Annotated in this window: 22 protein-coding genes and 6 tRNA genes; 19 read left to right on the plus strand and 9 right to left on the minus strand. The window is 64.2% G+C overall.

The window, feature by feature from the left end; all coding sequences use genetic code 11:
* Nucleotides 1–154 precede the first annotated feature (154 nt).
* The gene (locus tag ACT7DK_RS14205; RefSeq protein ID WP_445400236.1) at nt 155–853 is read right to left on the minus strand and encodes a tRNA/rRNA methyltransferase; all 699 of its coding nucleotides are present in this window, start codon (nt 851–853) and stop codon (nt 155–157) included.
* Between the two features lie 306 nt (nt 854–1,159).
* On the opposite strand from ACT7DK_RS14205, the gene aceK reads away from it, so the two are divergent.
* The 5 genes from aceK to mmuM all read left to right on the plus strand — a co-directional run bounded on the left by aceK (nt 1,160) and on the right by mmuM (nt 6,598).
* Nucleotides 1,160–2,890 carry a bifunctional isocitrate dehydrogenase kinase/phosphatase gene (aceK, locus tag ACT7DK_RS14210; RefSeq protein ID WP_445400238.1) on the plus strand — a complete coding sequence of 577 codons (1,731 nt, stop codon included), beginning with the start codon at nt 1,160–1,162 and terminating at the stop codon, nt 2,888–2,890.
* Nucleotides 2,891–3,055: 165 nt separating this feature from the next.
* Nucleotides 3,056–3,841 carry a transporter substrate-binding domain-containing protein gene (locus tag ACT7DK_RS14215; RefSeq protein WP_445400240.1) on the plus strand — a complete coding sequence of 262 codons (786 nt, stop codon included), beginning with the start codon at nt 3,056–3,058 and terminating at the stop codon, nt 3,839–3,841.
* A gap of 60 nt (nt 3,842–3,901) precedes the next feature.
* A complete protein-coding gene (locus ACT7DK_RS14220) occupies nt 3,902–4,849 on the plus strand; it encodes an amino acid ABC transporter permease (protein ID WP_445400242.1) in 948 nt (315 codons plus the stop codon).
* An 8-nt stretch (nt 4,850–4,857) separates the two neighbouring features.
* Complete coding sequence (locus ACT7DK_RS14225; RefSeq protein ID WP_445400244.1) at nt 4,858–5,607, plus strand: amino acid ABC transporter ATP-binding protein; 750 nt, start codon at nt 4,858–4,860, stop codon at nt 5,605–5,607.
* Nucleotides 5,608–5,644: 37 nt separating this feature from the next.
* Entirely contained in the window at nt 5,645–6,598 is a 954-nt protein-coding gene (gene mmuM / locus ACT7DK_RS14230; RefSeq protein ID WP_445400246.1) for a homocysteine S-methyltransferase, read from the plus strand.
* A gap of 3 nt (nt 6,599–6,601) precedes the next feature.
* Here the strand turns inward: mmuM and ACT7DK_RS14235 are convergent, their stop codons facing one another.
* The 6 genes from ACT7DK_RS14235 to hemA all read right to left on the minus strand — a co-directional run bounded on the left by ACT7DK_RS14235 (nt 6,602) and on the right by hemA (nt 12,247).
* The gene (locus ACT7DK_RS14235) at nt 6,602–7,066 is read right to left on the minus strand and encodes an Lrp/AsnC family transcriptional regulator (protein ID WP_445400248.1); all 465 of its coding nucleotides are present in this window, start codon (nt 7,064–7,066) and stop codon (nt 6,602–6,604) included.
* Nucleotides 7,067–7,382: 316 nt separating this feature from the next.
* A complete protein-coding gene (gene kdsA, locus ACT7DK_RS14240; RefSeq protein WP_445400250.1) occupies nt 7,383–8,231 on the minus strand; it encodes a 3-deoxy-8-phosphooctulonate synthase in 849 nt (282 codons plus the stop codon).
* Between the two features lie 8 nt (nt 8,232–8,239).
* Nucleotides 8,240–9,043, minus strand: coding sequence for a SirB1 family protein (locus ACT7DK_RS14245; protein ID WP_445400252.1), 804 nt, complete (start codon nt 9,041–9,043; stop codon nt 8,240–8,242).
* Nucleotides 9,021–9,878, minus strand: coding sequence for a peptide chain release factor N(5)-glutamine methyltransferase (gene prmC, locus ACT7DK_RS14250; protein WP_445400254.1), 858 nt, complete (start codon nt 9,876–9,878; stop codon nt 9,021–9,023). Before prmC ends, ACT7DK_RS14245 begins: the two co-directional genes overlap by 23 nt.
* Nucleotides 9,878–10,963: a peptide chain release factor 1 gene (prfA, locus tag ACT7DK_RS14255; RefSeq protein WP_445400256.1), complete on the minus strand. Its 1,086-nt coding sequence runs from the start codon at nt 10,961–10,963 to the stop codon at nt 9,878–9,880. Before prfA ends, prmC begins: the two co-directional genes overlap by 1 nt.
* A gap of 24 nt (nt 10,964–10,987) precedes the next feature.
* Nucleotides 10,988–12,247, minus strand: a complete 1,260-nt coding sequence (hemA, locus tag ACT7DK_RS14260) for a glutamyl-tRNA reductase (RefSeq protein WP_445400258.1) — start codon at nt 12,245–12,247, stop codon at nt 10,988–10,990.
* Between the two features lie 123 nt (nt 12,248–12,370).
* Between hemA and lolB the strand changes: the two genes are divergently transcribed.
* The 3 genes from lolB to ACT7DK_RS14275 all read left to right on the plus strand — a co-directional run bounded on the left by lolB (nt 12,371) and on the right by ACT7DK_RS14275 (nt 15,017).
* Complete coding sequence (gene lolB, locus ACT7DK_RS14265) at nt 12,371–12,949, plus strand: lipoprotein insertase outer membrane protein LolB (RefSeq protein WP_445400260.1); 579 nt, start codon at nt 12,371–12,373, stop codon at nt 12,947–12,949.
* Nucleotides 12,946–13,815, plus strand: a complete 870-nt coding sequence (ispE, locus tag ACT7DK_RS14270; RefSeq protein ID WP_445400264.1) for a 4-(cytidine 5'-diphospho)-2-C-methyl-D-erythritol kinase — start codon at nt 12,946–12,948, stop codon at nt 13,813–13,815. Before lolB ends, ispE begins: the two co-directional genes overlap by 4 nt.
* Nucleotides 13,816–14,069: 254 nt before the next feature.
* A complete protein-coding gene (locus tag ACT7DK_RS14275) occupies nt 14,070–15,017 on the plus strand; it encodes a ribose-phosphate pyrophosphokinase (protein ID WP_094039766.1) in 948 nt (315 codons plus the stop codon).
* A 161-nt stretch (nt 15,018–15,178) separates the two neighbouring features.
* Here the strand turns inward: ACT7DK_RS14275 and ACT7DK_RS14280 are convergent, their stop codons facing one another.
* Nucleotides 15,179–15,907, minus strand: a complete 729-nt coding sequence (locus ACT7DK_RS14280; RefSeq protein ID WP_445400266.1) for a sulfite exporter TauE/SafE family protein — start codon at nt 15,905–15,907, stop codon at nt 15,179–15,181.
* A 195-nt stretch (nt 15,908–16,102) separates the two neighbouring features.
* Here ACT7DK_RS14280 and pth point away from each other — a divergent pair, with 195 nt between their 5' ends.
* The 8 genes from pth to ACT7DK_RS14320 all read left to right on the plus strand — a co-directional run bounded on the left by pth (nt 16,103) and on the right by ACT7DK_RS14320 (nt 18,744).
* Nucleotides 16,103–16,699 (plus strand): aminoacyl-tRNA hydrolase, encoded by a 597-nt coding sequence (gene pth, locus ACT7DK_RS14285; RefSeq protein ID WP_445400268.1) that lies wholly within the window; start codon nt 16,103–16,105, stop codon nt 16,697–16,699.
* 16 nt (nt 16,700–16,715) lie between these two features.
* Complete coding sequence (gene ychF / locus ACT7DK_RS14290) at nt 16,716–17,807, plus strand: redox-regulated ATPase YchF (RefSeq protein WP_445400270.1); 1,092 nt, start codon at nt 16,716–16,718, stop codon at nt 17,805–17,807.
* Between the two features lie 215 nt (nt 17,808–18,022).
* Nucleotides 18,023–18,099: transfer RNA gene (locus tag ACT7DK_RS14295), tRNA-Met, on the plus strand.
* A 6-nt stretch (nt 18,100–18,105) separates the two neighbouring features.
* Nucleotides 18,106–18,180: transfer RNA gene (locus tag ACT7DK_RS14300), tRNA-Gln, on the plus strand.
* 124 nt (nt 18,181–18,304) lie between these two features.
* Nucleotides 18,305–18,379, plus strand: a tRNA-Gln gene (locus ACT7DK_RS14305).
* 114 nt (nt 18,380–18,493) lie between these two features.
* Nucleotides 18,494–18,570: transfer RNA gene (locus ACT7DK_RS14310), tRNA-Met, on the plus strand.
* Nucleotides 18,571–18,576: 6 nt separating this feature from the next.
* Nucleotides 18,577–18,661 (plus strand) — tRNA-Leu (locus ACT7DK_RS14315).
* A gap of 8 nt (nt 18,662–18,669) precedes the next feature.
* A tRNA-Gln gene (locus ACT7DK_RS14320) sits at nt 18,670–18,744 on the plus strand.
* A gap of 634 nt (nt 18,745–19,378) precedes the next feature.
* On the opposite strand, the gene ACT7DK_RS14325 is transcribed toward ACT7DK_RS14320, so the two are convergent.
* On the minus strand, nt 19,379–20,548 hold the full coding sequence (locus tag ACT7DK_RS14325) for an FAD-dependent monooxygenase (protein WP_445400272.1): 1,170 nt from the start codon (nt 20,546–20,548) through the stop codon (nt 19,379–19,381).
* A 162-nt stretch (nt 20,549–20,710) separates the two neighbouring features.
* Here ACT7DK_RS14325 and miaB point away from each other — a divergent pair, with 162 nt between their 5' ends.
* The 3 genes from miaB to ybeY all read left to right on the plus strand — a co-directional run bounded on the left by miaB (nt 20,711) and on the right by ybeY (nt 23,815).
* A complete protein-coding gene (gene miaB / locus ACT7DK_RS14330; protein WP_445400274.1) occupies nt 20,711–22,141 on the plus strand; it encodes a tRNA (N6-isopentenyl adenosine(37)-C2)-methylthiotransferase MiaB in 1,431 nt (476 codons plus the stop codon).
* A gap of 178 nt (nt 22,142–22,319) precedes the next feature.
* Entirely contained in the window at nt 22,320–23,351 is a 1,032-nt protein-coding gene (locus tag ACT7DK_RS14335; RefSeq protein WP_445400276.1) for a PhoH family protein, read from the plus strand.
* Nucleotides 23,348–23,815: an rRNA maturation RNase YbeY gene (gene ybeY, locus ACT7DK_RS14340; protein WP_445400278.1), complete on the plus strand. Its 468-nt coding sequence runs from the start codon at nt 23,348–23,350 to the stop codon at nt 23,813–23,815. The genes ACT7DK_RS14335 and ybeY overlap by 4 nt, the downstream gene beginning before the upstream one ends.
* Nucleotides 23,816–23,822 lie beyond the last annotated feature (7 nt).

The following is a 23,822-nucleotide window of genomic DNA, read 5'->3' on the forward strand; positions in this document are numbered from 1 at the left end:
ATCTTGTTTGTCGTCAGCGCATCAGCCCGCCCCAGTGCCACCCATGGTGGTACCGGTAATAATAATGGTGGTGATGGTGCGGCTTGCATGGAACAGCATGACGGACAACCTCGAAAAACGGATGGCATAGCAATAACCCGAGCCTTTCGGCTTGTCAACCTCGATTCTTGCCGGCCAGGGCACGCTCCAGGTCTTTATACAGCAGATGAAGCAGATTCAGGTCCCGCTGTTCCAGCATAGGCAATCGGTCCCTAACCCAGTCAGCCAGTTTTTCCTGCTGAGACACTCCGGCAAGTTCAAACAATTGCTCTGTTTTTTGTTGCAGCACCCTTAACTGGGCATTTTCTGCCTGAATGGCGTTTTTTTCCTCGTTTTCCTCTGCCAGCCCCTGGCTGAATTCCCAGGCATAAAGCATGATGGCCTGACCCAGGTTGAGCGAAGGATAAGCCACCTTCAGCGGCAGGTAGCTGATGATGTCGGCATGGACCAGATCGTCGTTACTCAGCCCCGACTCTTCACAGCCGAACAGGATGGCCACTTTTGCCAGCTGCTTGTTGTTGACCTGATTGATGGCTTCCTTGGGGGTGAGATAGTGCAGGTAACGGCCGCGCCGGCGTGCCGTGGTGGCGATGACCAGGTCCATGTCCGTCAGCCCCTCGGCCAGGGTGGGAAAGTACTCGGCCTGCTCCAGTATTTCCTGGGCGCCGTGGGCCACCCAGTGGGCCTGGTCCTGCTGGTGCACCTTGCTGTCGACCAGCCGCATGCGGCTGAATCCCATGGTTTTCATGGCGCGGGCGGCGGCGCCGACGTTCTCGGCCCGGGCCGGCGATTTGAGTACGAAATAAAGCTCCATGCCACTCCCCTCGATGTAAGGCCGCGTATTGTCCGCAAAGCGGGCCCGAAGGTAAAGCGTGAGGGGTAAGGGGCTTTAGCAGCCGGGCAAACTCCCCGGAGCGCAGGCGGCCCGCCTGCATTGCCGTGCAGCGGCAACCCTCGAGCCCTCAAGCCACACCCAAACCACGGCATCACACCCAGACGGGCGAGCCGCCCGCGCCCCAATGCCCGCGCGCTCCTCCCCCGTAATCACAATAATTTCCCCACAATGGCACCCGGATCCATTACTATCGCAACATAAGGCATCACAACAGGGAAGCTCATCATGCACGGCAACGCCAGGGAATTGGCCACCATCATCATGGACAGGTTCGACGCCTTCTACCGTCGTTTTCTCGACATCACCCAGGGCGCCAAGGTCAGGTTCGAAAGCCGAGACTGGCTGGGCGTGCAGCTGGCCGGGCGCCAGCGCATCCGCCTCTACGATCACCACGTGAACGAAACCCTGCAGGCGGTGAGCGATCACATGGGCGGTGCCCCCCTCGGCCAGGAAGGCCTCAAGGAGCTGAAGCAGGCGTTCAACGATCTGCTCACCCACCACCCCAACCCCGAGATCGCCGAGTCCTTCTACAACTCGGTATACCGGCGCTCCCTGCGTCACAAGAACATCCGCGCCGAAAACCTCTATGTGCACGGCTTTATCCGCCGTGCCCCCGAGCCGGATCTGGCCCCCTACAGCTGGCACTACCGGCTTGAAATGCCGGATCTCGCCGGCTGCCTGCGCCGGGTGCTGGAGCAGACGGAGCTGGCCGTGCCCTTCAGCCACCTGGAGCGGGATCTGGGCCATGTGCGCCGCTACCTCGAAGAGCAGGGGCCGGCAGAACTCGCCGGGGGGGAGTTCAGCCTGACGTTCATCAACACCCTGTTCTACCGCAACAAGGGCGCCTACCTGGTCGGACGGCTGGAGCAGGGTCCCCTGCTGCTGCCCTTTATCCTGCCCATACTGCACGACGGCGAGGGCGGCCTCAGCCTGGACACCCTGATCCTCTCTAAGGACGATGCGTCCATTCTGTTCGGCTTCGCCCGGGCCTATTTCATGGTGTGGTGCCCGGTGCCGGCGCTGCTGGTGCACTTCCTGCGCCCCTTGCTGCCCAACAAGGCGGACTACGAGATCTACACCGCCATCGGCTGCCAGAAGCACGGCAAGACCGAGTTCTACCGCCACTTCCTGCAGCAGTTGCACCAGTCCCGGGACCAGTTCGTGGCCGCGCCCGGTATCAAGGGCATGGTGATGAGTGTGTTCACCCTGCCCTCCTTCGACGTGGTGTTCAAGGTGATCAAGGACAAGTTCACCCCGCCGAAGGAGGTGAACCACGAAACGGTCAAGGCCAAATACCGGCTGGTGAAGCAGCACGACCGGGTCGGACGCATGGCCGACACCATGGAATTCACCAATTTCGAACTGCCGCTGCACCGCATCAGCCCCGAGTTGCTGGCCGAACTGCAGCAGGTGGCCCCCTCCCTGCTCAGCATCAAGGGCGACACCCTGGTGATCCGTCACCTGTATACCGAGCGGCGCATGACCCCGCTCAACATCTATCTCGAGCACGCCTCGGACCAGGCGGTGAGCGACGCCGTCGACGAATACGCCAACGCCATCAAGCAGTTGGCGGCGGCCAATATCTTCCCGGGCGACATGCTGTTCAAGAACTTCGGCGTCACCCGCCACGGCCGGGTGATCTTCTATGACTACGACGAAATCGCCTACATGACCGAGTGCCACTTCCGCGACATTCCCAAGGCCCGCTACCCCGAAGACGAACTCAGCGCCGAGCCCTGGTATTCGGTGGGCCCCAACGACGTTTTTCCGGAAGAGTTCGCCACCTTCCTGCTCAGCAGCCCCCGCATCCGCGAGGCCTTCAAGCAGCAGCACAACGACCTGTTCAGCGCCGACTACTGGCGCCAGCTGCAGCAGAACATCCAGGCCGGCCAGTTCGTGGACGTCTTCCCCTACCGGCGCCGACAGCGGTTCAAGTATTTATACGGCGGCAACTGAAAGGATACCCCCTTCGCCGCGGCGGACAGGGCGGCGCCGTTCCTCCCCGCTTTTTTCCCCGATAACGCGGAATATCCCCGTGCGCTGCCGCTAGAATACGGGACTCTGTTAATCGCTTGTCGGGGCCCCGCTCCCGATGCCTTCGTTCATCACAGGGACAGTTTCATGAAAACAATCCTCCGCCTTCTCCTGCTGGGCAGCGGCCTGTTCGCCGCCGGCGCCCAGAGTTCCACCCTGGAGCAGATCCAGCGCTCGGGTGAATTCCGCTTCTGCTTCGAGTCCGGCTACATGCCCTTCGAGATGACCGACAAGGGCGGCGATTTCATCGGCTTCGACATCGATATGGCCAAGGCCATGGCCAGGTCGGTCAACGTCGAGTTCGTGCCGGTCAACACCGGCTGGGACGGCATCATCCCCGCCCTGCAGACCAACAAGTGCGATCTGATCCTGGGCATGACGGTCACCCCCGAACGCAACCTCAGCGTCAACTTCGCCGACCCCTATTTCGACGCTGGCCAGACGGTACTGATCCGCCCGGCACTGGCCGACAGCGTGACCTCCCATCGCCAGCTGAACGATGAACACTACACCGTCACCGCCCAGCTCGGCACCACCGGCGAATACGCCATCAAGCGCCACCTGGGCCGGGCCAAGGTGCGGCTGTTCGAAAGCTCCGCCGACGCCGCCCAGGAAGTGGCCAACGGCCGGGCCGACGCCTTCGTCTACGACATCAGCTACAACGCCGTCTACGCCGCCCAGAACCCGGGCCGGCTGGTGCACCTGGACCAGGCCTTCACCTACGGCCCCCTGGGCTGGGCGGTGCGCAAGGGCGACGGGGATTTCCTCAACTTCCTCAACAACTACCTGCGCCAGATCCGGGAAGACGGCAGCTACGACCGGCTCTATCGCAAGTGGTTCAAGAGCGACGCCTGGGTCGGCCGGGTACAGTAACAGCGGATCATCGCCGGCGGTCCGAACGCCGCCGGCGAGTTTGACGGGAACAACGAGCATATGCAGGCTGCCAAACAGCACTGGCTGTGGAACGGGGTTTTTATGGGCGTGGTGCTCATGCTGGCCGGCGGTATCTACTGGTCTACCCAGAGCATCGACTACCACTGGCGCTGGGAGCGGGTGCTGCCCTATATCGTCGACACCTCGCCCCGCCCCATCCGCGCCCCCTTCGACGGCCAGGTCGAACTCGGCGACGACGGCCGCCTCACCCTGATCTCCGATTATGGTGATGCCCCCCTGGTGCTGGACCGGGTCGGCACCCTGCTGGTGGCGGACGGCGACCTGCTGTTCGAGGGGGATGAGCTGGCCAGGCTCGACCAGGTGCGCGCCGGCCCCATCGTCGACGGCATGGTGATGACGCTGCAGCTGTCGGTGGTGTCGCTGCTGTGCTCCGTCCTGCTCGGCCTGGGGCTGGGCCTGGGGCGGCTGTCCGCCAACCCGGCCCTGCGCCGGCTGTGCATCCTCTATATCGAGATCATCCGCGGCACCCCGCTGCTGGTACAGATCTTCATCATCTATTTTTTCGTCGGCACCGTGCTGTCCCTGGATCGCTTCACCGCCGGCGCCACCGCCCTCACCCTGTTCAGCGCCGCCTACGTGGCGGAGATCATCCGCGCCGGCATCCAGTCGGTGCCGGTGGGGCAGATGGAGGCGGCCCGCTCGCTCGGCATGAGCTACGGCCGGGCCATGGTCGAGGTGGTGCTGCCCCAGGCGCTCAGGCGCAGCCTGCCGGCCCTGGCCGGCCAGTTCATCAACCTGATCAAGGACTCCTCCCTGGTGTCGGTGATCTCCCTCACCGACCTGACCAAGGCCGGGCGGGAAGTGGTGTCCTCCACCTTCGCCCCCTTCGAGGTCTGGTTCACCGTGGCCCTGCTCTACCTGGTGATGACGGCGTCCCTGTCCTGGCTGGTGCAGCGACTGGAACGGCGCCTGGCGGCGGGACACTAGGAGACCCCATGCGCATAAAGCACGCAGACATTATTCTCGGCGCCCACCGGGTCGACAAGGTGTTCGACAACGGCTGCCGGGCGCTCAGCCAGGTGTCGATGACCCTTCGCCGCGGCGAGGTGGTGGTGATCGTGGGGCCTTCGGGCTCGGGTAAGTCCACCTTCCTGCGCACCCTCAACCGGCTCGAAAGCATCAGCGCCGGCCGTATCGAGCTCGACGGCATCGACATCCACGCCCGCGCCACCAACGTCAACCGGCTCCGGGAGCGGGTGGGCATGGTGTTCCAGGGCTTCAACCTCTTTCCCCACAAGACCGCGCTGCAGAACCTGATGCTGGCGCCGCTCAAGGTGGCCCGGCGTCCGCACGCCGAGGTGGAGCAGCAGGCCCGGGCCCTGCTGGCCAAGGTGGGCCTGGCGGAGCGCATGGACCACTACCCCGCCCAGCTGTCCGGCGGCCAGCAGCAACGGGTGGCCATCGCCCGGGCCCTGTGCATGCAGCCGCACATCATGCTGTTCGACGAGCCCACCTCGGCGCTGGATCCGGAAATGGTGGGGGAAGTGCTGGAGGTAATGAAGGGCCTGGCCCGGGACGGCATGACCATGGTGGTGGTCACCCACGAGATGGGCTTCGCCCGGGAGGTGGCCGACCGGGTGCTGTTCATGGCCGATGGCCGGCTGCTGGCGGAAGATACCCCGGACGGCTTTTTCAACCGCCCCGCCCATCCCCGCCTGCAGCAGTTTTTATCGCAGATCCTCTAATCCCCCCGCCCTCGGGCGGTCTAGCACAAGGTGAATCATGTCCAACCCCATCGACGCCCTGCTCGCGCAGTTTTCCCCGCTTATCCTCGACGGCGCCCTGGCCACCGAGCTGGAAAGCCGGGGCTGCGACCTCAAGGATCCCCTGTGGTCGGCCAAGGTGCTGATCGAACAGCCCGAGCTTATCTATGCCGTCCATTACGACTATTTCGCCGCCGGCGCCGACGTGGCGATCACCGCCAGCTATCAGGCCACCTTCGAGGCCTTCGCCCGTCGCGGGCTGGATGCCGGACAGGCCGCCGACCTGATGCGCCGGGCGGTGCAGCTGGCGGTAGCGGCGCGGGACGACTTCTGGCGAGAGCTGGGCCCCGAGCAGCGAGCGCGCCGCCCCCGCCCCCTGGTGGCGGCCTCGGTCGGTCCCTACGGCGCCATGCTGGCGGACGGCTCCGAATACCGTGGCCATTACGGGCTGGATGAAGCCGGTCTGATGGCCTTCCACCGGCCCCGGCTGGAGGTGCTGCTGGCGGCCGGCGCCGACCTGCTGGCCTGCGAGACCCTGCCCTGCCTGAGCGAGGCCCGGGCCCTGGCCCGCTTGATGGAAGCGCACCCCGGCGCCTGCGGCTGGGTCAGCTTCAGCTGCCGGGACGCGGAGCACAACAGCCAGGGCGAGCGGCTACGCGACTGCCTGACGGCCCTGGCCCCCTTCGGCTCGGTGGTGGCGGTGGGCCTCAACTGCACCGCCCCCGAGCACGTGCCCGGGCTGCTGCAATCGGTGCGGGGCGCCACCGCCAAACCGCTGCTGGTCTACCCCAACTCCGGCGAGCAGTACGACGCCGGCCACAAGTGCTGGCACGGCCCGGCCGACAGCGAACAGTTCGCCCGGGCCGCCGGACGCTGGCAGCGGGGAGGGGCCGCTCTTATCGGCGGTTGCTGCCGCACCTCGCCGGCGGACATCGCCGCCGTGGCCGCCCTGTTGCGCCCGGCGGCGGGATAAGGGTCAGAGCGGCAGATTCAACCCGGATTTCAGCACATTGAGCACCACATTGGTGTTCATGCGCTTGATTTCCGGGAACTGGCTCATGGTGGCTTCGGCGATGGCGTCGAATTCGGTCACGTCCCGGGCCAGGATCACCGCCACCAGATCCACCGCGCCGGTGACGTAGAAGATCTGCTGGAAGGCGTCCTGGCCCTGGGCCCAGCGCATGAACCTGTCCATCACCGGGTAGTTTTCCCGCTCGATTTCCAGGCCGACGATAAAGGTCATCAGGTTGTCGAGCTTGCGGTTGTCGACCACCGCCACGTCGGCGCTGATCACCCGGCTCTGGCGCAGCCGCTTCAGTCGCCGCTGCACCGCCGACGGCGACAGCCCTATCTCTTCGGCGATGATTTCGCTGCGGGTCAGGCAGTTGCGCTGTACGATGGCGAGTATTTTGCGGTCGAAATGGTCGAGGTTGTCACTCATTGCCGGCTGGATCCCGTCGGATAGTTGAAGCCATAAATACGGCTGGACGGCTATTCTAAAGAACTCGGCGATCCGGCTCAACCATTGAGAAAAACAAAGGCGGCCCCCGGCCGCTTCAGACGGCTTACAAAGTTTCGCCGTTCTCTGTAGTCACTCCCGCGAAGGCGGGAGTCCATGCGTGCCTGCAAGCCCAAGCGGCGTTATCAGAGCCTGGACCTCCCACTCTGGATGCCGCCTTCGCACGCATGACGGAACTGTCGATACACGAAGGCGGCCCCCCGGCCGCCTTCGTGAAGAACGAGCTATTCCGTCCGGCTCAGCCGAGGGTGTCCAGCGGCTCGAAGCTTTTCACCAGTTCGTCCAGGGCCTTGATCTGGGCCAGGAAGGGCTCTAGTTTGGCCAGCGGCAGGGCGCTGGGGCCGTCGCACTTGGCATGCTCCGGATCCGGGTGGGACTCAAGGAAGAGGCCGGCCAGGCCGGTGGCCATGCCCGCCCGGGCCAGGTCCACCACCTGCTCCCGGCGCCCGCCCGAGGCCTCGCCCAGCGGATCCCGGCACTGCAGGGCGTGGGTCACGTCGAAGATGATGGGGGCGCCGGCGGTGGCCTTTTTCATCACCCCGAAGCCGAGCATGTCCACCACCAGGTTGTCGTAGCCGAAGTTGGCGCCGCGCTCGCACAGGATCAACTGGTCGTTGCCGCATTCGATAAACTTGTCGACGATGTTCTTCATCTGCCCCGGGCTCAGGAACTGGGGTTTCTTGATGTTGATCACCCGGCCGGTCCTGGCCATGGCCTCCACCAGATCGGTCTGGCGGGCGAGGAAGGCGGGCAGCTGGATCACGTCCGCCACCTCGGCCACGGTTGCGGCCTGCCAGGGCTCGTGCAAGTCGGTGATCACCGGCACCTTGAAGGTATCCTTGATTTCCGCCAGCAGCTTCATGCCCTCTTCCAGGCCAGGGCCGCGGAAGGAGTGGATGGAGGAGCGGTTGGCCTTGTCCCAGCTGGCCTTGAACACATAGGGAATGCCGAGCTTGCCGGTCACCTCGACATAGTGCTCGCAGGCCTTCAGGGCCAGATCCCGGGATTCCAGCACATTGATGCCGCCGAACAACACGAAGGGCTGGTCGTTGGCCACGCTAATCTGATCGATCTTGACGGTTTTCATCGCTGCTCCTAGTGGAGGGTTTTGGGGCCCAGGTCGAGGGCCGCTATCTGGGCTTTCAGCACGTCCGCCACCGGATCTTCGGGGCAGTGCTGGATGAAGAATTCGAAATCCTCGGCGGCGAGCCGGTGGCAGTCGAGCTGCTCGAACAGAAAGCCCCGGTCACGCCGCTCCACGGGGCAATCGGGCTTGATTTTCAACAGCAGCTGGCTGCAGGCCAGGGCCTGGGAAAACTGCTTGTGGCGGATAAACACCGCTTTGGTCACGTTCAGCAGCCGGGACAGTATGTCCATGGGGCCGGCCGGCTGCAGGTGCTCGGGCCTGAGCCGGGCCAGGTTGCCCCTGGCGCCGCGCAGCAATTGTTCCATTTCCCGCCGGCCGAGGGCCTTGCCGGTAAAGGGATCGATGATCGATTCCTCTTCCCCGCACCAGAGCCGCAGCAGGAAATGGCCGGGAAAACAGATGCCCTCGGCCCGCACCCCGAAGCGTTCGCACAAATGCAGGATAAGCACGCCCAGGCTAACAGGAATACCCCGACGCCGCGCCAGCACCCGGTCCAGCAGGCAATTGTCGATCGAGAAGAACCGCTCCCAGTCGCCGGCCAGCCCCAGGGGGCCAAACAGGGCCGGCAACAGCTGCCGGGCGGCATCCTGGCCAGCCAGGGCCTCGGCCAGCTCCCGCTCCAGGGTGAGCAGGTCATGCTCTGCCCGGGCCCGCGCCGCCGGCCCCTGGAGGCTTTCCACCACGTCCAGCGCCAGGGTCATGGGGCTCCTGTCGGCCCCCAGCCAATCGTCACTGATCTTGGTTTTCAACATCTTGCCTCCCGGGCCACTGGCCCAATGAAACCCGCTCCTGGCCGCCGTAGTCGCGCAGGGTCTCGACCCGTCCGAAGCCATGCCGGCACAGCAGGGTCCTGATCGCCTCCCCCTGCCGCCAACCATGCTCCAGCAGCAGCCAGCCCCCCTCCTCGAGATGGGCGGGCGCCTGCTCGACCAGATGGCGCAGATCCGCCAGCCCTTCTTCCTCCGCCACCAGGGCCGAGGCCGGCTCGAAGCGTACATCGCCCCATTGTAAATGGGGATCGGCGGCGTCGATATAGGGCGGGTTGGACAGGATCATGTGAAACCGCAGGCCGGCCAGGGGGGCGAACCAGGCGCCCAGGCGCACTTCTATATCGAGTCCCAGCCGTTCACTGTTGCGCCGGGCCAGGGCCGCCGCCGCCGGATTGAACTCCACCGCCAGCACGGCGTCTTGCGGGCGCTCGCTCTTCAGCGCCAGGGCGATGGCGCCGGTGCCGGTGCCCAGGTCCACCAGGGTGGCGGGGCCGGCCGGCAGCCGCGCCAGGGCCGCTTCCACCATGAGCTCGGTATCGGGTCGGGGGATCAGGGTATCGGGCGACACCTCGAGCTCCAGCGACCAGAACTCGCGCCGGCCGGTAAGGTGCGCCACCGGCTCGCCTCGTTGCCGCCGGGCCACCAGGGCGGCCAGCTCGGCCTGCTCGACCGGCGTGATCTCGTGTTCCGGCCAGGCCAGCAGAAAACTGCGCGGCTTGCCCAGCACGTGGCACAGCAGCACGTCCGCGTCCAGGGCCGGCGACTCGCCCCCCGCCAGCTGTTCGCGCAGCCGTTGGCGCAGCTCGGCCAGGGTCATCAGTGCCCCGCCAGGGCGGCCAGTTGGTCGGCCTGGTGCTCCTGCAGTATCGGCCGGGTCAGCATCTCGAGCTGGCCTTCCAGCACTTCGCTCAGCCGGTACAGGGTCAGGTTGATGCGGTGGTCCGACACCCGTCCCTGGGGGTAGTTGTAGGTACGGATGCGATCGGAACGATCGCCGCTGCCCAGCAGGTTGCGTCGGGTGTTCTGCTCCTCGGCATGGCGCTTATCCTGCTCCATCTGCGCCAGGCGCGAGGCCAGCACCGCCATGGCCTTGGCCCGGTTCTTGTGCTGGGAGCGCTCGTCCTGGCATTCCACCACCATGCCGGTGGGCAGGTGGGTGATGCGGATGGCGGAGTCGGTCTTGTTGACGTGCTGGCCGCCGGCGCCGGAGGCGCGGAAGGTGTCCACCTTCAGATCCGCCGCGTTGATCTCGGGGGCCTCGGCCTCGGGAATCTCGGGCAGCACTGCCACCGTGCAGGCGGAGGTATGGATGCGGCCCTGGGACTCGGTCTCGGGCACCCGCTGCACCCGGTGGCCGCCGGACTCGAACTTGAGCTTGCCATAGGCGCCGGCCCCCTCGATGCGGGCGATGATTTCCTTGAAGCCGCCATGCTCCCCTTCGCTGGCGCTGACGATCTCGATGCGCCAGCGAAGGGTCTCGGCGTAGCGGCTGTACATGCGGAACAGATCGCCGGCGAAGATGGCCGCCTCGTCGCCGCCGGCCCCGGCGCGGATCTCCAGGAAGCAGTTGTTGTCGTCCTTCGGATCTTTCGGCAGCAGCAGGATCTGCAGCTCGCGGCCCAGCTCCTCGATGGCGGCCTCGGCGGCGTCGATTTCTTCTTCGGCCATGGCCCTGAGCTCGGCGTCGTCTTCCGCCAGCATCTCCCGCGCGCCGGCCAGATCCGCCTCGGCCTGGCGGTAGCGGCGAAAGCAGCCCACCACGTCTTCCAGCTGGGCGTATTCCCGGGTCAGGGCCCGGTACTGGTCCTGGTTATTGATGACGGAGGCCTCGCCCAGGAGCGCCTGCACCTCTTCGTAGCGCTCCTGCAGGCCTTCCAGTTTCTTCAGTATGGATTCGTTCATCTGTGTCTCGCCGCTATGGCCTTGTCAGCGCTGGCCGAGGCCCAGGCTCTGGGCCAGCACGGCCAGGATTTCCTGATCGCCGTCCTTGCCCGCCTGGCTCAGCGCCTGGGTGGGAGTATGGATAAGCTTGTTGGTGAGGCGCCGGGCCAGCTCCCCCATGGTTTTGGCCGGATCGTCACCCTGGGCCAGGGCCTGCAACGCCCGGCCGAGCTCCTGCTCCCGCACCGCGTCGGCCTGGGTGCGATAGTCGCGGATCAGATCCACCGACTTGAGCGAGCGGAACCAGCCCATGAACTGGTCCCGCTCTTCCAGTATGATGCGCTCGGCCTGGCCGGCCGCACGCTTGCGGGCCTCCAGGTTCTGCTCGATGATGCCCTGCAGATCGTCCACCGTGTACAGGTAGGCATCGCTCAGCTCGTCCACCTCCGGCTCGATATCCCGTGGCACCGCGATGTCCACCAGCAGTATGGGCTTGTGGCGGCGGGCCTTGAGCGCCCGCTCCACCATGCCCTTGCCGATGATCGGCAGGGGGCTGGCGGTAGAGCTGATGACGATGTCGGCCTGGGGCAGGAAGTCGGGGATCTGCTCCAGGGTCATCACCTCGGCGTCAAACTCCCGCGCCAGGTTCTGGGCGCGCTCCAGGGTGCGGTTGGCCACCATGATGCGCGAAACCGATTGCTCACGCAGATGGCGCGCCACCAGCTCCACGGTTTCGCCCGCCCCCACCAGCAGCACCTTGGTGCGGCCCAGATCCGAGAAGATGCGCTTGGCCAGGCTGACGGCGGCGAAGGCCACCGACACCGCGCTGGCGCCGATCTCGGTTTCGGTGCGCACCCGCTTGGCCACGGAGAACGACTTCTGGAACAAGCGCTCGAGAATGCCCTTGAGGCTGCCCACCTGATGGGACTGGTTGTAGGCCTGCTTGATCTGGCCCAGGATCTGTGGCTCGCCCAGCACCAGGGAATCCAGGCCGCAAGCCACCCGCATCAGGTGGCGCACCGCCTCTTCACCCTGATGCAGGTACAGGCAGGAAGTCAGTTCGTCCTCGTCCAGACGGTGGAAGTACTGCAGCCAGTGGCGCACGGCGTCGCTTTCCCCCTGCTGGTCCAGGCAGCAGTAGAGTTCGGTGCGATTGCAGGTGGAGACGATCACCGCCTCCTCCACCCCTCGGGTATGCATCAGCTCCTGCAGTGCCTTGGGGGCAATATCGGGCCCGAACGCCACCCGCTCGCGCAGGGCGACCGAGGCTGTCTTATGATTGATTCCCAGTACCAGCAGGCTCATGAGGGTTTTCTGCGGCTCACAACATCTTTACATGTAGCCGGCTATTGTACGAGAAAGGGTAAGGCTTTAAAAGGCGCCGACCTTGCCCTTATACTGGGCCCAAACCTCACCAGGGAGTTGCCCGTGCGCGCCTTAGTCATCGCTTTCCTCCTGCTGTTCGTCTCCGGTTGCGCCTACCGCGCCCAGGAAGCCCCCCCCGGCTCCTGGCAGGCCCAGAGAGCCGCCCTGGTCCAGTTGCAGGACTGGCAACTGTCGGCCCGGCTCGGCATCATCACCCCGGACGAGCGGGGCAGCCTCAGCCTGTTCTGGCGCCAGAGTCGCGACGATTACCGGATGAACCTGACCAATGTGGTGGGCAGGCGGGTGTTCGACCTCAACCGCCGCCAGGGCGCCATCCAGCTCACCGACAGCGAGGGGCAGCTGCACTCCGCCGGCAATGCCCGGGATCTGGTGTTCCGCCTGACCGGCTGGGATCTGCCGGTGGAGCAGCTGTCCTACTGGATCAAGGGCCTGCCCGGCGAGGCGGACCAGGTGGAGTACGATGCCGATGGTCGGCCGCAGAGCCTGCGCTCCCACGGCTGGCGGCTCAACTACCTGGGCTACACCCGCATCGACGGCCTCTGGCTGCCGAGCCGGCTCGACCTGAGCCACGACACCACCACCCTGCGCCTGGCCATCAACCAGTGGGAGCTGAAACCATGATAGTCCTGCCCGCCCCCGCCAAGCTCAACCTGTTCCTGTACATCACCGGCCGCCGCGACGACGGCTACCACAACCTGCAGACCCTGTTCCAGTTCCTGGATCACGGCGACGAACTCGGCTTCGCGCCGGCCCCCGACGGCGAGCTCAGCCTGAGCCCGGCCCTGCCCGGGGTAGCCCCGGAGCAAAATCTGATCATCAGGGCCGCCCGTCTGCTGCAGAGCAAGACCGGCTGCACCAAGGGCGCGCGGATCAGGCTCACCAAGCGTCTGCCCATGGGCGGCGGCCTGGGCGGCGGCTCCAGCAACGCCGCCACCACCCTGGTGGCCCTCAACCACCTGTGGCAACTGGGGCTGAGCCAGAAGCAACTGGCCGAGCTGGGCCTGCAACTGGGCGCCGACGTGCCGGTGTTCGTGCGCGGCCGGGCTGCCTTCGCCGAAGGCATCGGCGATATCCTGACGCCGGCGGCCCCGCCCGAGCCCTGGTATTTGGTGCTTCATCCGGGCATCAATGTGGCCACCGCCGCCATCTTTACCGACCCGGATCTACCCCGTTCGAGCCCGGTTTTATCCCTGGAGCAACGGCTCGCCCAGCCCTGGGAAAACGATTGCGAGGCCCTGGTCAAAAAGCGCCACCCCGAGGTTGCCAAGCTCCTTGGCTGGTTGCTAGAATACGCGCCGTCAAGAATGACGGGCACCGGAGCCTGCGTCTTCGCCAGCTTCGACAGCCGGGAAGCGGCCGAAAAGGCCCTGGCAGCGGCCCCAACGGACAGCAGCGGCTTCGTCGCCAGAGGCTGCAACCAGTCGCCCTTGTTTGCCGCCCTGCGGCAACTCAAGGAGGCGGCCCCGTCATCGATTACGGCATCCTAGGCAGCGCTTGCAAGAGAGTGGGGGTGGGCCCGCTTTCTCCCTTATCCCAAGGGCCGATCCGCTGCCGGGCGATGTCTGCAGGACGACACGGCCGCGGCCGGCTCGCCGTCCGGACCATCCGGCCCGGTGCCTGCAAGACACGCTCAGCTCAGAATTCTAAAAAACGGGCTGGATAACGGAACTCGCTTCCGTAATACGGGTTCACGGCCCCGTCCAGTCTCGCCACCCATGAAACAACCCCGAGGTTTTCAACCGTGCCCGACATGAAGCTGTTTGCTGGTAATGCAACGCCGGAACTCGCCCAACGTATCGCCGATCGTCTCTTTATCAAACTGAGTGCTGCCGATGTCGGCCGCTTCAGCGACGGCGAAATCAGCGTACAAATCAACGAAAATGTACGTGGCGGCGATGTCTTCATCATCCAGTCCACCTGCGCGCCCACCAACGACAACCTGATGGAGCTGATCGTGATGGTGGATGCCCTGCGCCGGGCTTCCGCCGGCCGCATTACCGCCGTCATCCCCTACTTTGGCTACGCCCGCCAGGACCGCCGCGTGCGCTCCGCCCGGGTGCCGATCACCGCCAAGGTAGTGGCCGACTTCCTGTCCAGCGTGGGTGTCGACCGGGTGCTGACCGTCGACCTGCACGCCGAGCAGATCCAGGGCTTCTTCGACGTGCCGGTGGACAACGTCTTCGGCACCCCGGTGCTGCTGGAAGACATGAAGGCCAAGAACCTGGACAACGTGGTGGTGGTCTCCCCCGACATCGGCGGTGTGGTCCGTGCCCGCGCCGTGGCCAAGCTGCTGGACGACACCGACATCGCCATCATCGACAAGCGCCGCCCGCGCGCCAACGTGTCCCAGGTGATGCACCTGATCGGTGACGTGGAAGGCCGCGACTGCGTGATCGTCGACGACATGATCGACACCGGCGGCACCCTGTGCAAGGCCGCCGAAGCCCTGAAGAACCACGGCGCCAAGCGGGTGTTCGCCTACGCCACCCATGCCGTCTTCTCCGGCAACGCCGCCCAGAACATCCGCGACTCGGTGATCGACGAGGTGATCATCACCGACTCCGTCCCGCTGACACCGGAAATCGAGGCCCTGACCAAGGTCAAGCAGCTGTCCCTGTCCGGCATGCTGGCCGAAGCCATCCGCCGCATCAGCAACGAAGAGTCCATCTCCGCCATGTTCGAGCATTGATGGCTGGAAGCTGGATGCTAGAAGCTAGAAGCTGAAAGCTGAAAGCTGAAAGCTGAAAGTCTAAAAAGCCCGCGGACTCGCGGGCTTTTTTATTTCGTGAGGGGTGAGGCGGAAAGCGTGAGGTGCACCGCAACCGGGGGTACGCCTCATCCCTCACCACATTACCCGTAAAAGCGCACAAAATAATAACCGCTCAGGCCGATGCCGAAGCCGACAATGGCCCAGGCCAGCAGCCGGGGCCTGAGGCACACCAGCAGCCGTGCGCCCAGCTTGCCGCCCATCAGATAGCCCAGCGCCAGCAGCAGGCAGGCCCGCCAGTGCACCAACCCCGACAGGGAATACACCACTATGGTGGCGCCGCTGGCCAGCATCGACAGGTAGAGCTTGATGGCGTGCTGCTGCAGGTTGGAGCCCAGCCGCAGCTGACCGGTCAGCGCCATCAGCAGCACTCCCAGGCCGCCGCCGAAGAAGCCGCCGTAGAAGCTGCCGGCCAGCAGCGGCGGCCAGGCCCGCCGCTTCATCCTGAGCGGCCCTTCGAACCCCGACCGGCTCAGCAACTGGCGGGCGTAAAGCAGACTCACCCCCAGCAGCAGCCAGGGCACCAGGTAGTTGAAGCTGTCGGCGTTGAACTGCACCAGCGCCAGCGCCCCCAGGCCACCGCCACCCAGGCCGATAAGGGTGAGCTCCAGCCAGGGGCCGCTGCCGAGCTGGCGACGCATGCCCCAGAAGGCGCTCAGATAACCGGGCCAGGACGCCACGCTGGCGGTGGCCACGGCACTGGTACTGGGTACCCCGGCGGCCAGCAACGCCGGCAGGGTGAGGAAGAGGCCGCCACCGGCCAGGGCATTGAGTACCCCGGCAAGCAGGGCCCAGCCGAGCAGTTCGTACATTTGAGAGGTATCCTGTGACTGGCATCCGTGCAGGAACGACGGGCAACGATACACCCGGGAAAGTGCAAACAATAACACATGGCATTGTGCACAATGCCGACCATGATACCTATTCCGGCGGATGAAGTCACCGAGGTGGCCATTATTGCCGCTCTTCATTAGAATATGGCGTCATTTTAACGGCCGACTCTGCATATGCACCCTATCGAACTCATCGTCGGGCTGGGTAACCCGGGCCCGGAATACGCCCATACCCGCCACAACGCCGGCGCCTGGTACCTGGCCGAGCTGGCCCGGCTGCACGGCGGCCAGCTCAAGGAAGAAGCCAAGTTTTTCGGCTGGACCGGCCGGGTGCGCATCGCGGGCCGTGACGTCCGCCTGCTGATCCCGGCCACCTTCATGAACCGCTCCGGCAAGGCGGTGGCGGCCATGGCCAACTTCTACCAGATCCCGCCCGAGGCGATACTGGTGGCCCACGACGAACTCGACCTGCCCCCGGGCTCTGCCCGCTTCAAGCAGGGCGGCGGCCACGGCGGCCACAACGGGCTCAAGGACATCATCAGTTGCCTCGGCAACAGCAAGGACTTTTACCGGCTGCGGCTCGGCATCGGCCATCCTGGGCACAAGTCCCAGGTGGCCGGCTTCGTGCTGACCAAGGCGCCGGCGACCGAGCAGAGCCTGCTCGACGCCACCGTGGACGAGGCCGTCCGCGCCACCGATATGTTATTCAGTGAGGGCATGATCAAGGCGATGAACCGCCTGCATGCCTTCAATGCCGATTCCACCAAGTAATTTTCAGGACACTGTTATGGGTTTCAAATGCGGTATAGTGGGCCTGCCCAACGTGGGCAAGTCTACCCTGTTCAACGCGCTGACCAAGGCGGGCATCGAAGCCGCCAACTTCCCCTTCTGCACCATAGAGCCGAACACCGGCGTGGTGCCGGTGCCGGACAAGCGCCTCGATGCCCTGGCCGAGATCGTCAAGCCCCAGCGCATCCTGCCCACCACCATGGAATTCGTGGACATCGCCGGCCTGGTGGCGGGCGCCTCCAAGGGCGAGGGGCTGGGCAACAAGTTCCTGGCCAACATCCGTGAAACCGACGCCATCGGCCATGTGGTGCGCTGCTTCGAAAACGACAACATCGTGCACGTGGCGGGCAAGGTGTCGCCCCGACACGACATCGAGGTGATCAACACCGAACTGGCGCTGGCGGATCTGGACACCTGCGAGCGGGCCATCCAGCGCAACGCCAAGAAGGCCAAGGGCGGCGACAAGGACGCCAAGTTTGAAATAACGGTGCTGGAGAAGCTGTTGCCGGCCCTGGAGCAGGCCCAGGTACTGCGCAGCGTGGAGCTCACCAAGGAAGAGCAGGCGGCCATCGCCTACCTGAACTTCCTGACCATCAAACCCACCATGTACATCGCCAACGTCAATGAGGACGGCTTCGAAAACAACCCCTACCTGGCCGAGGTGGAAGCCATCGCCGCCGCCGAGCACGCCATAGTGGTGCCGGTGTGCGCCGCCATGGAGTCGGAAATCGCCGAGCTGGATGCGGACGAAGCCGCCGAATTCATGGCCGACCTGGGCCTGGAAGAGCCGGGGCTGAACCGGGTGATCCGCGCCGGTTACCAGTTGCTCAACCTGCAGACCTACTTCACCGCCGGGGTGAAGGAAGTGCGCGCCTGGACCATCCCCGTCGGCGCCACCGCGCCCCAGGCGGCCGGCAAGATCCACACCGACTTCGAGAAGGGCTTTATCCGCGCCCAGACCATCGCCTTCGAGGACTACATCGCCTACAAGGGCGAGCAGGGTGCCAAGGAAGCGGGCAAGATGCGCTCCGAGGGCAAGGACTACATCGTCAAGGACGGCGACGTGATGAACTTCCTGTTCAACGTCTGAGCAGGCATCCACCGTTGCAAACAGGCCGGGACTTCCCCGGCCTGTTGTTTTTCGGGCAAAAAACCGGCCGCCCTGGCCAGGCTTGCGCCACCATGCCTAGTTTCTGGCCAAACGGTTGAAGCCGGCCTATTTTTCGGGAAAAAACGGTTGACGCTCCGGAGCCGGATACGCATAATGCGCCCCGTCCGGTGACGAGCAGTCATCGACAGCGAAGTGGCTATGTAGCTCAGTTGGTTAGAGCACATCACTCATAATGATGGGGTCGCAGGTTCGAATCCCGCCATAGCCACCATTCTGCTGGGGTATCGCCAAGCGGTAAGGCAGCGGGTTTTGATCCCGCCATTCCCAGGTTCGAATCCTGGTACCCCAGCCATTTTTAAGAAGTGGTTGAAGAAAAAGCGGGTTTTGCTACCGGCCTCGGTGCCCGGGTTCAAGGCCAACACTTCAGCCATTTTCAAGATGGCCGGTTCTGTGTTATCACTGTCGACCATCACTGTTGGGGTATCGCCAAGCGGTAAGGCAGCGGGTTTTGATCCCGCCATTCCCAGGTTCGAATCCTGGTACCCCAGCCACATTATCTGTCAAGCTGGTTTGACAGCGGGTTTCGATGCCGGCATCAGTGCCCAGGTTCGGAATTCGGTAGCCCAGCCATTTTAAAAATCATTGAGGCGACTCAATGCTTATGTGGCTATGTAGCTCAGTTGGTTAGAGCACATCACTCATAATGATGGGGTCGCAGGTTCGAATCCCGCCATAGCCACCACTCTCAGCGGGAGTGGCGAAATTGGTAGACGCACCAGATTTAGGTTCTGGCGCCGCAAGGTGTGCGAGTTCAAGTCTCGCCTCCCGCACCATTCAAAATTGGGGTATCGCCAAGCGGTAAGGCAGCGGGTTTTGATCCCGCCATTCCCAGGTTCGAATCCTGGTACCCCAGCCATATCGAAAGCAAGAAGCCGGCCTCTGTGCCGGCTTTTTGTTTATCGGTATCAGGAGCAACGGGTTTTGATCCCGGCACCGAGCCCAGGTTCGAATCCTGGTACCCCAGCCATATCGAAAGCAAGAAGCCGGCCTCTGTGCCGGCTTTTTGTTTATCGGTATCAGGAGCAACGGGTTTTGATCCCGGCACCGAGCCCAGGTTCGAATCCTGGTACCCCAGCCATATCGAAAGCAAGAAGCCGGCCTCTGTGCCGGCTTTTTGTTTATCGGCATCAGGAGCAACGGGTTTTGATCCCGGCACCGAGCCCAGGTTCGAATCCTGGTACCCCAGCCATATCGAAAGCAAGAAGCCGGCCTCTGTGCCGGCTTTTTGTTTATCGGTATCAGGAGCAACGGGTTTTGATCCCGGCACCGAGCCCAGGTTCGAATCCTGGTACCCAGCCATGTCGAAAGCAAGAAGCCGGCCTCTGTGCCGGCTTTTTGTTTTACCGCCCCATAAGCTCCGTTGCCGTAATAAGGTCGACTGAAGTCGACCCTACCAACTCATCCCACTCCTGCTTTCACAAGAATGGCGCAGCCTTCAACTGCACCGCTGACGTGTCTTCCAGCGTCCAGCTTACGGCTTAAAGCGGCCTTTAGAGCCCCATGGCGTATTTCATCACCCGGTTTTTCAGCGGACCACTGTGCTGAGCCGCCTTCAGCCCCAGGTTGCGCAGCAGTCTAAGCGGCGGCAGATCGTTGCTGAAGGTCTGGTAGAACAGATCCATGGCGCCCTGCATCAAGAGGTTGTCGGGCCGGCGCCGGCATTCATAGCGCGCGAGCACTCCGGCGGCGGCAAAATCCTGGCCCGCCTCCACCGCCCGGTGCACCAGCTCGCAGAGGCAGGCCACGTCCTTGAAGCCGAGGTTGACGCCCTGCCCCGCCAGCGGGTTGATGGTGTGGGCCGCATCTCCCAACAGCACCACGGTGCCCTTCACATACTGGTTGGCGTGGCGGCGGCGCAGGGGAAAGTGTCCCTTGTCCAGCACCCTGACCGGCCCCAGCCGGGGCGGGAAGTGGGCGGCGACCTGCGCCGCCAGGGCGGCGTTGTCCAGTTGTGCCAGCGCCTTGATGCGCTCTTTGTCGTCGTACCAGACCAGGGAGGCCTGGTGCCCGCCGAGCGGCAGCAGGGCCCGGGGGCCGGAAGGGCGGAACTGCTGCCAGGTCATGTCCTGCTCGATGCCCTCCCCCGCCACGCTGATCAGCATGCAGTGCTGGGCATAGTCCCAGGCGGAGACCCCGATGCGAGCGAGGCCGCGGGTACGCGACTCGGCGCCGTCGCAGGCCAGCACCAGCCGGGCCCGCAGCCGTTGACCGCTCTCCAGCACCAGCTCGGCGCCATCCTCCCCCTGGCTCAATCCGGCCAGGCCGTCGGGGCAGTCGAACACCACGTTGTGCCACTGGGCCAGGGCCTGCCAGAGGCCGAGCTGGATGACCCGGTTTTCCACCATAAAGCCCAGGTGGTCGCAGTCCAGCTCCCGGGCCTCGAAACGGGTGGCAAAGCCTTCCCATTCGCTCGCCTCCAGCCCCCGGTAGGGCCAGGCCCGCATGGCCAGGATGGCGTCCCAGGCACCGGCCTGCTGCAACAGCCGCACCGAGGCGGCGCTGATGGCGGAGATGCGCAGGTCAAACGCCTGCCCGGGTTCGAAGGCGGCGGGCGCCCTGGCTTCGATAACCCGGATGGTCAGGCCGCTGGGTGCCAGCATGGCCGCCGCCAGGGCGCCGACCATGCCGCCGCCGACAATGGCGATATCACAGTGTTCCATCGTATAACCTCTGGATTTTTGAGCCATTCTAACGCAAATACGGCGTCATTTCGGCATCGTTCTGGCCCCGTCGGCGCTGGATATTATCTGGTCACTGCCGGGAGAAAAGAGTAGAATCCCCGGTCCAAAACGCATGTCCCTTGCCGTAATTCAAAGAGTGCCATGAGCAAAAAACTTCATATCAAGACCTGGGGCTGTCAGATGAATGAATACGATTCATCCAAGATGGCCGATCTGCTGGACGCCAGCCACGGCTACCAGCTCACCGAAGAAGCGGAAGAGGCCGATGTGCTGCTGCTCAACACCTGCTCCATCCGCGAAAAGGCCCAGGAGAAGGTGTTCCACCAGCTCGGCCGCTGGCGTCCGCTGAAGGAGGCCAATCCCCATCTGGTGATCGGGGTGGGCGGCTGCGTCGCTTCCCAGGAAGGTGACGCCATCCGCTCCCGCGCGCCCTTCGTGGACATCGTGTTCGGGCCCCAGACCCTGCACCGGCTGCCGGCCATGATCAAGTCCGTGCTCGAAGGCAAGGGTGCCCAGGTGGACGTCAGCTTCCCCGAGATCGAAAAGTTCGACCGCCTGCCCGAGCCCAGGGCCGAAGGCGCCACGGCGTTCGTGTCCATCATGGAAGGCTGCTCCAAATACTGCTCCTTCTGCGTGGTGCCCTACACCCGCGGCGAGGAAGTGAGCCGGCCGCTCGACGACGTGCTCTATGAAATCGCCCAGCTCGCCGAACAGGGCGTGCGCGAGGTCAACCTGCTGGGCCAGAACGTCAACGCCTACCGGGGCGAGACCCATGACGGCAACATCTGCAGCTTCGCCGAGCTGTTGCGCCTGGTGGCGGCCATCGACGGCATCGACCGTATCCGCTACACCACCAGCCATCCCATCGAATTCACCGACGACATCATCGAGGTGTACAAGGACACTCCCGAGTTGGTCAGTTTCCTGCACCTGCCGGTGCAGAGCGGTTCGGATCGCATCCTCACCCTGATGAAGCGGCCGCACACCGCGCTGGAATACAAGTCCAAGATCCGCAAGCTGCGCGCGGCCCGGCCCGACATCACCATCAGCTCCGACTTCATCGTCGGTTTCCCCGGTGAAGAGGCGGAAGACTTCGAGAAGACCATGAAGCTGATCGAGGACCTGGGCTTCGACATGAGCTTCAGCTTCATCTTCAGCCCCCGCCCGGGCACACCGGCGGCCGATCTGCCCGACGACGTGCCGATGGAAGAGAAGAAGGAGCGGCTGTACCGGCTGCAGAATGTGATCAACAACCAGGCCCAGCAGATCAGCCGGCAGATGCTGGGCTCCACCCAGCGCATCCTGGTGGAAGGTCCTTCCAAGCTCAACCCCATGGAGCTGCGCGGCCGCACCGAGAACAACCGGGTGGTCAACTTCGAAGGTCCCCACCACCTTATCGGCGGCTTCGCCGACGTGGAGATCACCGAGGTGATGCCCCACAGCCTGCGCGGCAGCTTCCTGAGGGGCGAGGCCGAGATGGACCTGCGGGTACAGGTCTCGCCCCGGAGCATCCTGGCCCGCCGCCCGGACGGCGTGGCCGACGAGGTCGGCGTGGCGACCTTTACCCCTTAACGGCAGAGCCTTACGCTGGATGCGGGAAGCCGTTGGCGCAGGAATGAATAGTGATTGACAACGGCTTCCTGAGATCAAAAGCTATTCTAGCTTCTAGCTTCTAGCTTCTAGCTTCTAGCTTCTAGCTTCTAGCTTCTAGCTTCCAGCTTCCGGCTTCCGGCTTTTAACAGGAGTTACCTTGACCCCCAACGTCACCAACCTGGAACTCGAACTTCAGCCCGCAGACGGCCAGCGCCTGGCCAGCCTGTGTGGTCCCTTCGACGACAACCTCAAGCAACTGGAGCGTCGTCTGGGGGTGGAGATCAACTACCACAACCAGCACTTCCAGATCCTGGGGCCGGCCAACCTGGCCCAGGTCACCGGCGATCTGCTCAAGCGGCTCTATGTGGAGACCCAGCCGGTAAAGGGCCAGTCCGTGCCCGATATCACCCCCGAGCAGGTCCATCTCGCCATCAAGGAGAGCCGGGTACTGGAGCAGGGCCAGGAGCCCGACACCGGCTACCAGTATGGCAAGGAAGTGACCATCAAGACCAAGCGGGGCATGATCAAGCCGCGCACCCCCAACCAGGCCCAGTACGTGGCCCATATCCTGAGCCACGACATCACCTTCGGCATAGGCCCGGCCGGCACCGGCAAGACCTACCTGGCGGTGGCCGCCGCGGTGGACGCCCTGGAGCGCCAGGAAATCCGCCGCATCCTGCTGACCCGGCCGGCGGTGGAAGCGGGCGAGAAACTCGGCTTTTTGCCCGGTGATCTGAGCCAGAAGGTCGACCCCTACCTGCGCCCCCTGTATGACGCCCTGTTCGAAATGCTGGGCTTCGAGCGGGTAGAGAAGCTTATCGAGCGCAACGTCATCGAAGTGGCGCCGCTCGCCTACATGCGTGGCCGTACCCTGAACGACGCCTTTATCATCCTGGATGAAAGCCAGAACACCACGGTCGAACAGATGAAGATGTTCCTGACCCGCATCGGCTTCAACTCCAAGGCGGTGATCACCGGCGACATCACCCAGATCGATCTGCCGCGCAATGCCAAGTCCGGCCTGCGCCACGCCATCGAGGTGCTGAGCGAGGTGGAAGGGCTGTCGTTCAATTTCTTCCGCGCCGAAGACGTGGTGCGCCATCCGGTGGTGGCCCGCATCGTGCGCGCCTATGAAGCCTTCGACGAACAGCAGAAACGCGAACGTCATCCCGATGAGAGCAAATCATGACCCTGTGGCTGGATCTGCAGATCGCCTGTGACGAGGCCCCCGGCCTGCCGGGCGAACAGGAATTCGAACGCTGGCTGAGCGCGGTGCTGGCCGGTGAGCGCATTGAGGCCGAAGTCACGGTGCGGCTGGTGGACGAGGCGGAAAGCCAGGCGCTCAACCGGGACTATCGCGGCAAGGATTATGCCACCAATGTGCTGTCCTTTCCGTTCGAAGCGCCGCCGGGCGTAGAGCTGCCGCTGCTGGGCGATCTGGTGATCTGCCGCCAGGTGGTGGAGCGGGAAGCCGAAGCGCAGAACAAACCCTTGAAGTCCCACTGGGCGCACATGGTGGTGCACGGCTGCTTGCATTTACTCGGTTTTGACCATATTAAGGATGACGAAGCCGAGATAATGGAATCCAAAGAGATAGCGATCCTGGCCGGTTTAGGCATCGCCAATCCCTATCAAGACGACGAAGAAGGTTAACGAAGTC

The organism is Zobellella sp. An-6, assembly GCF_052487945.1.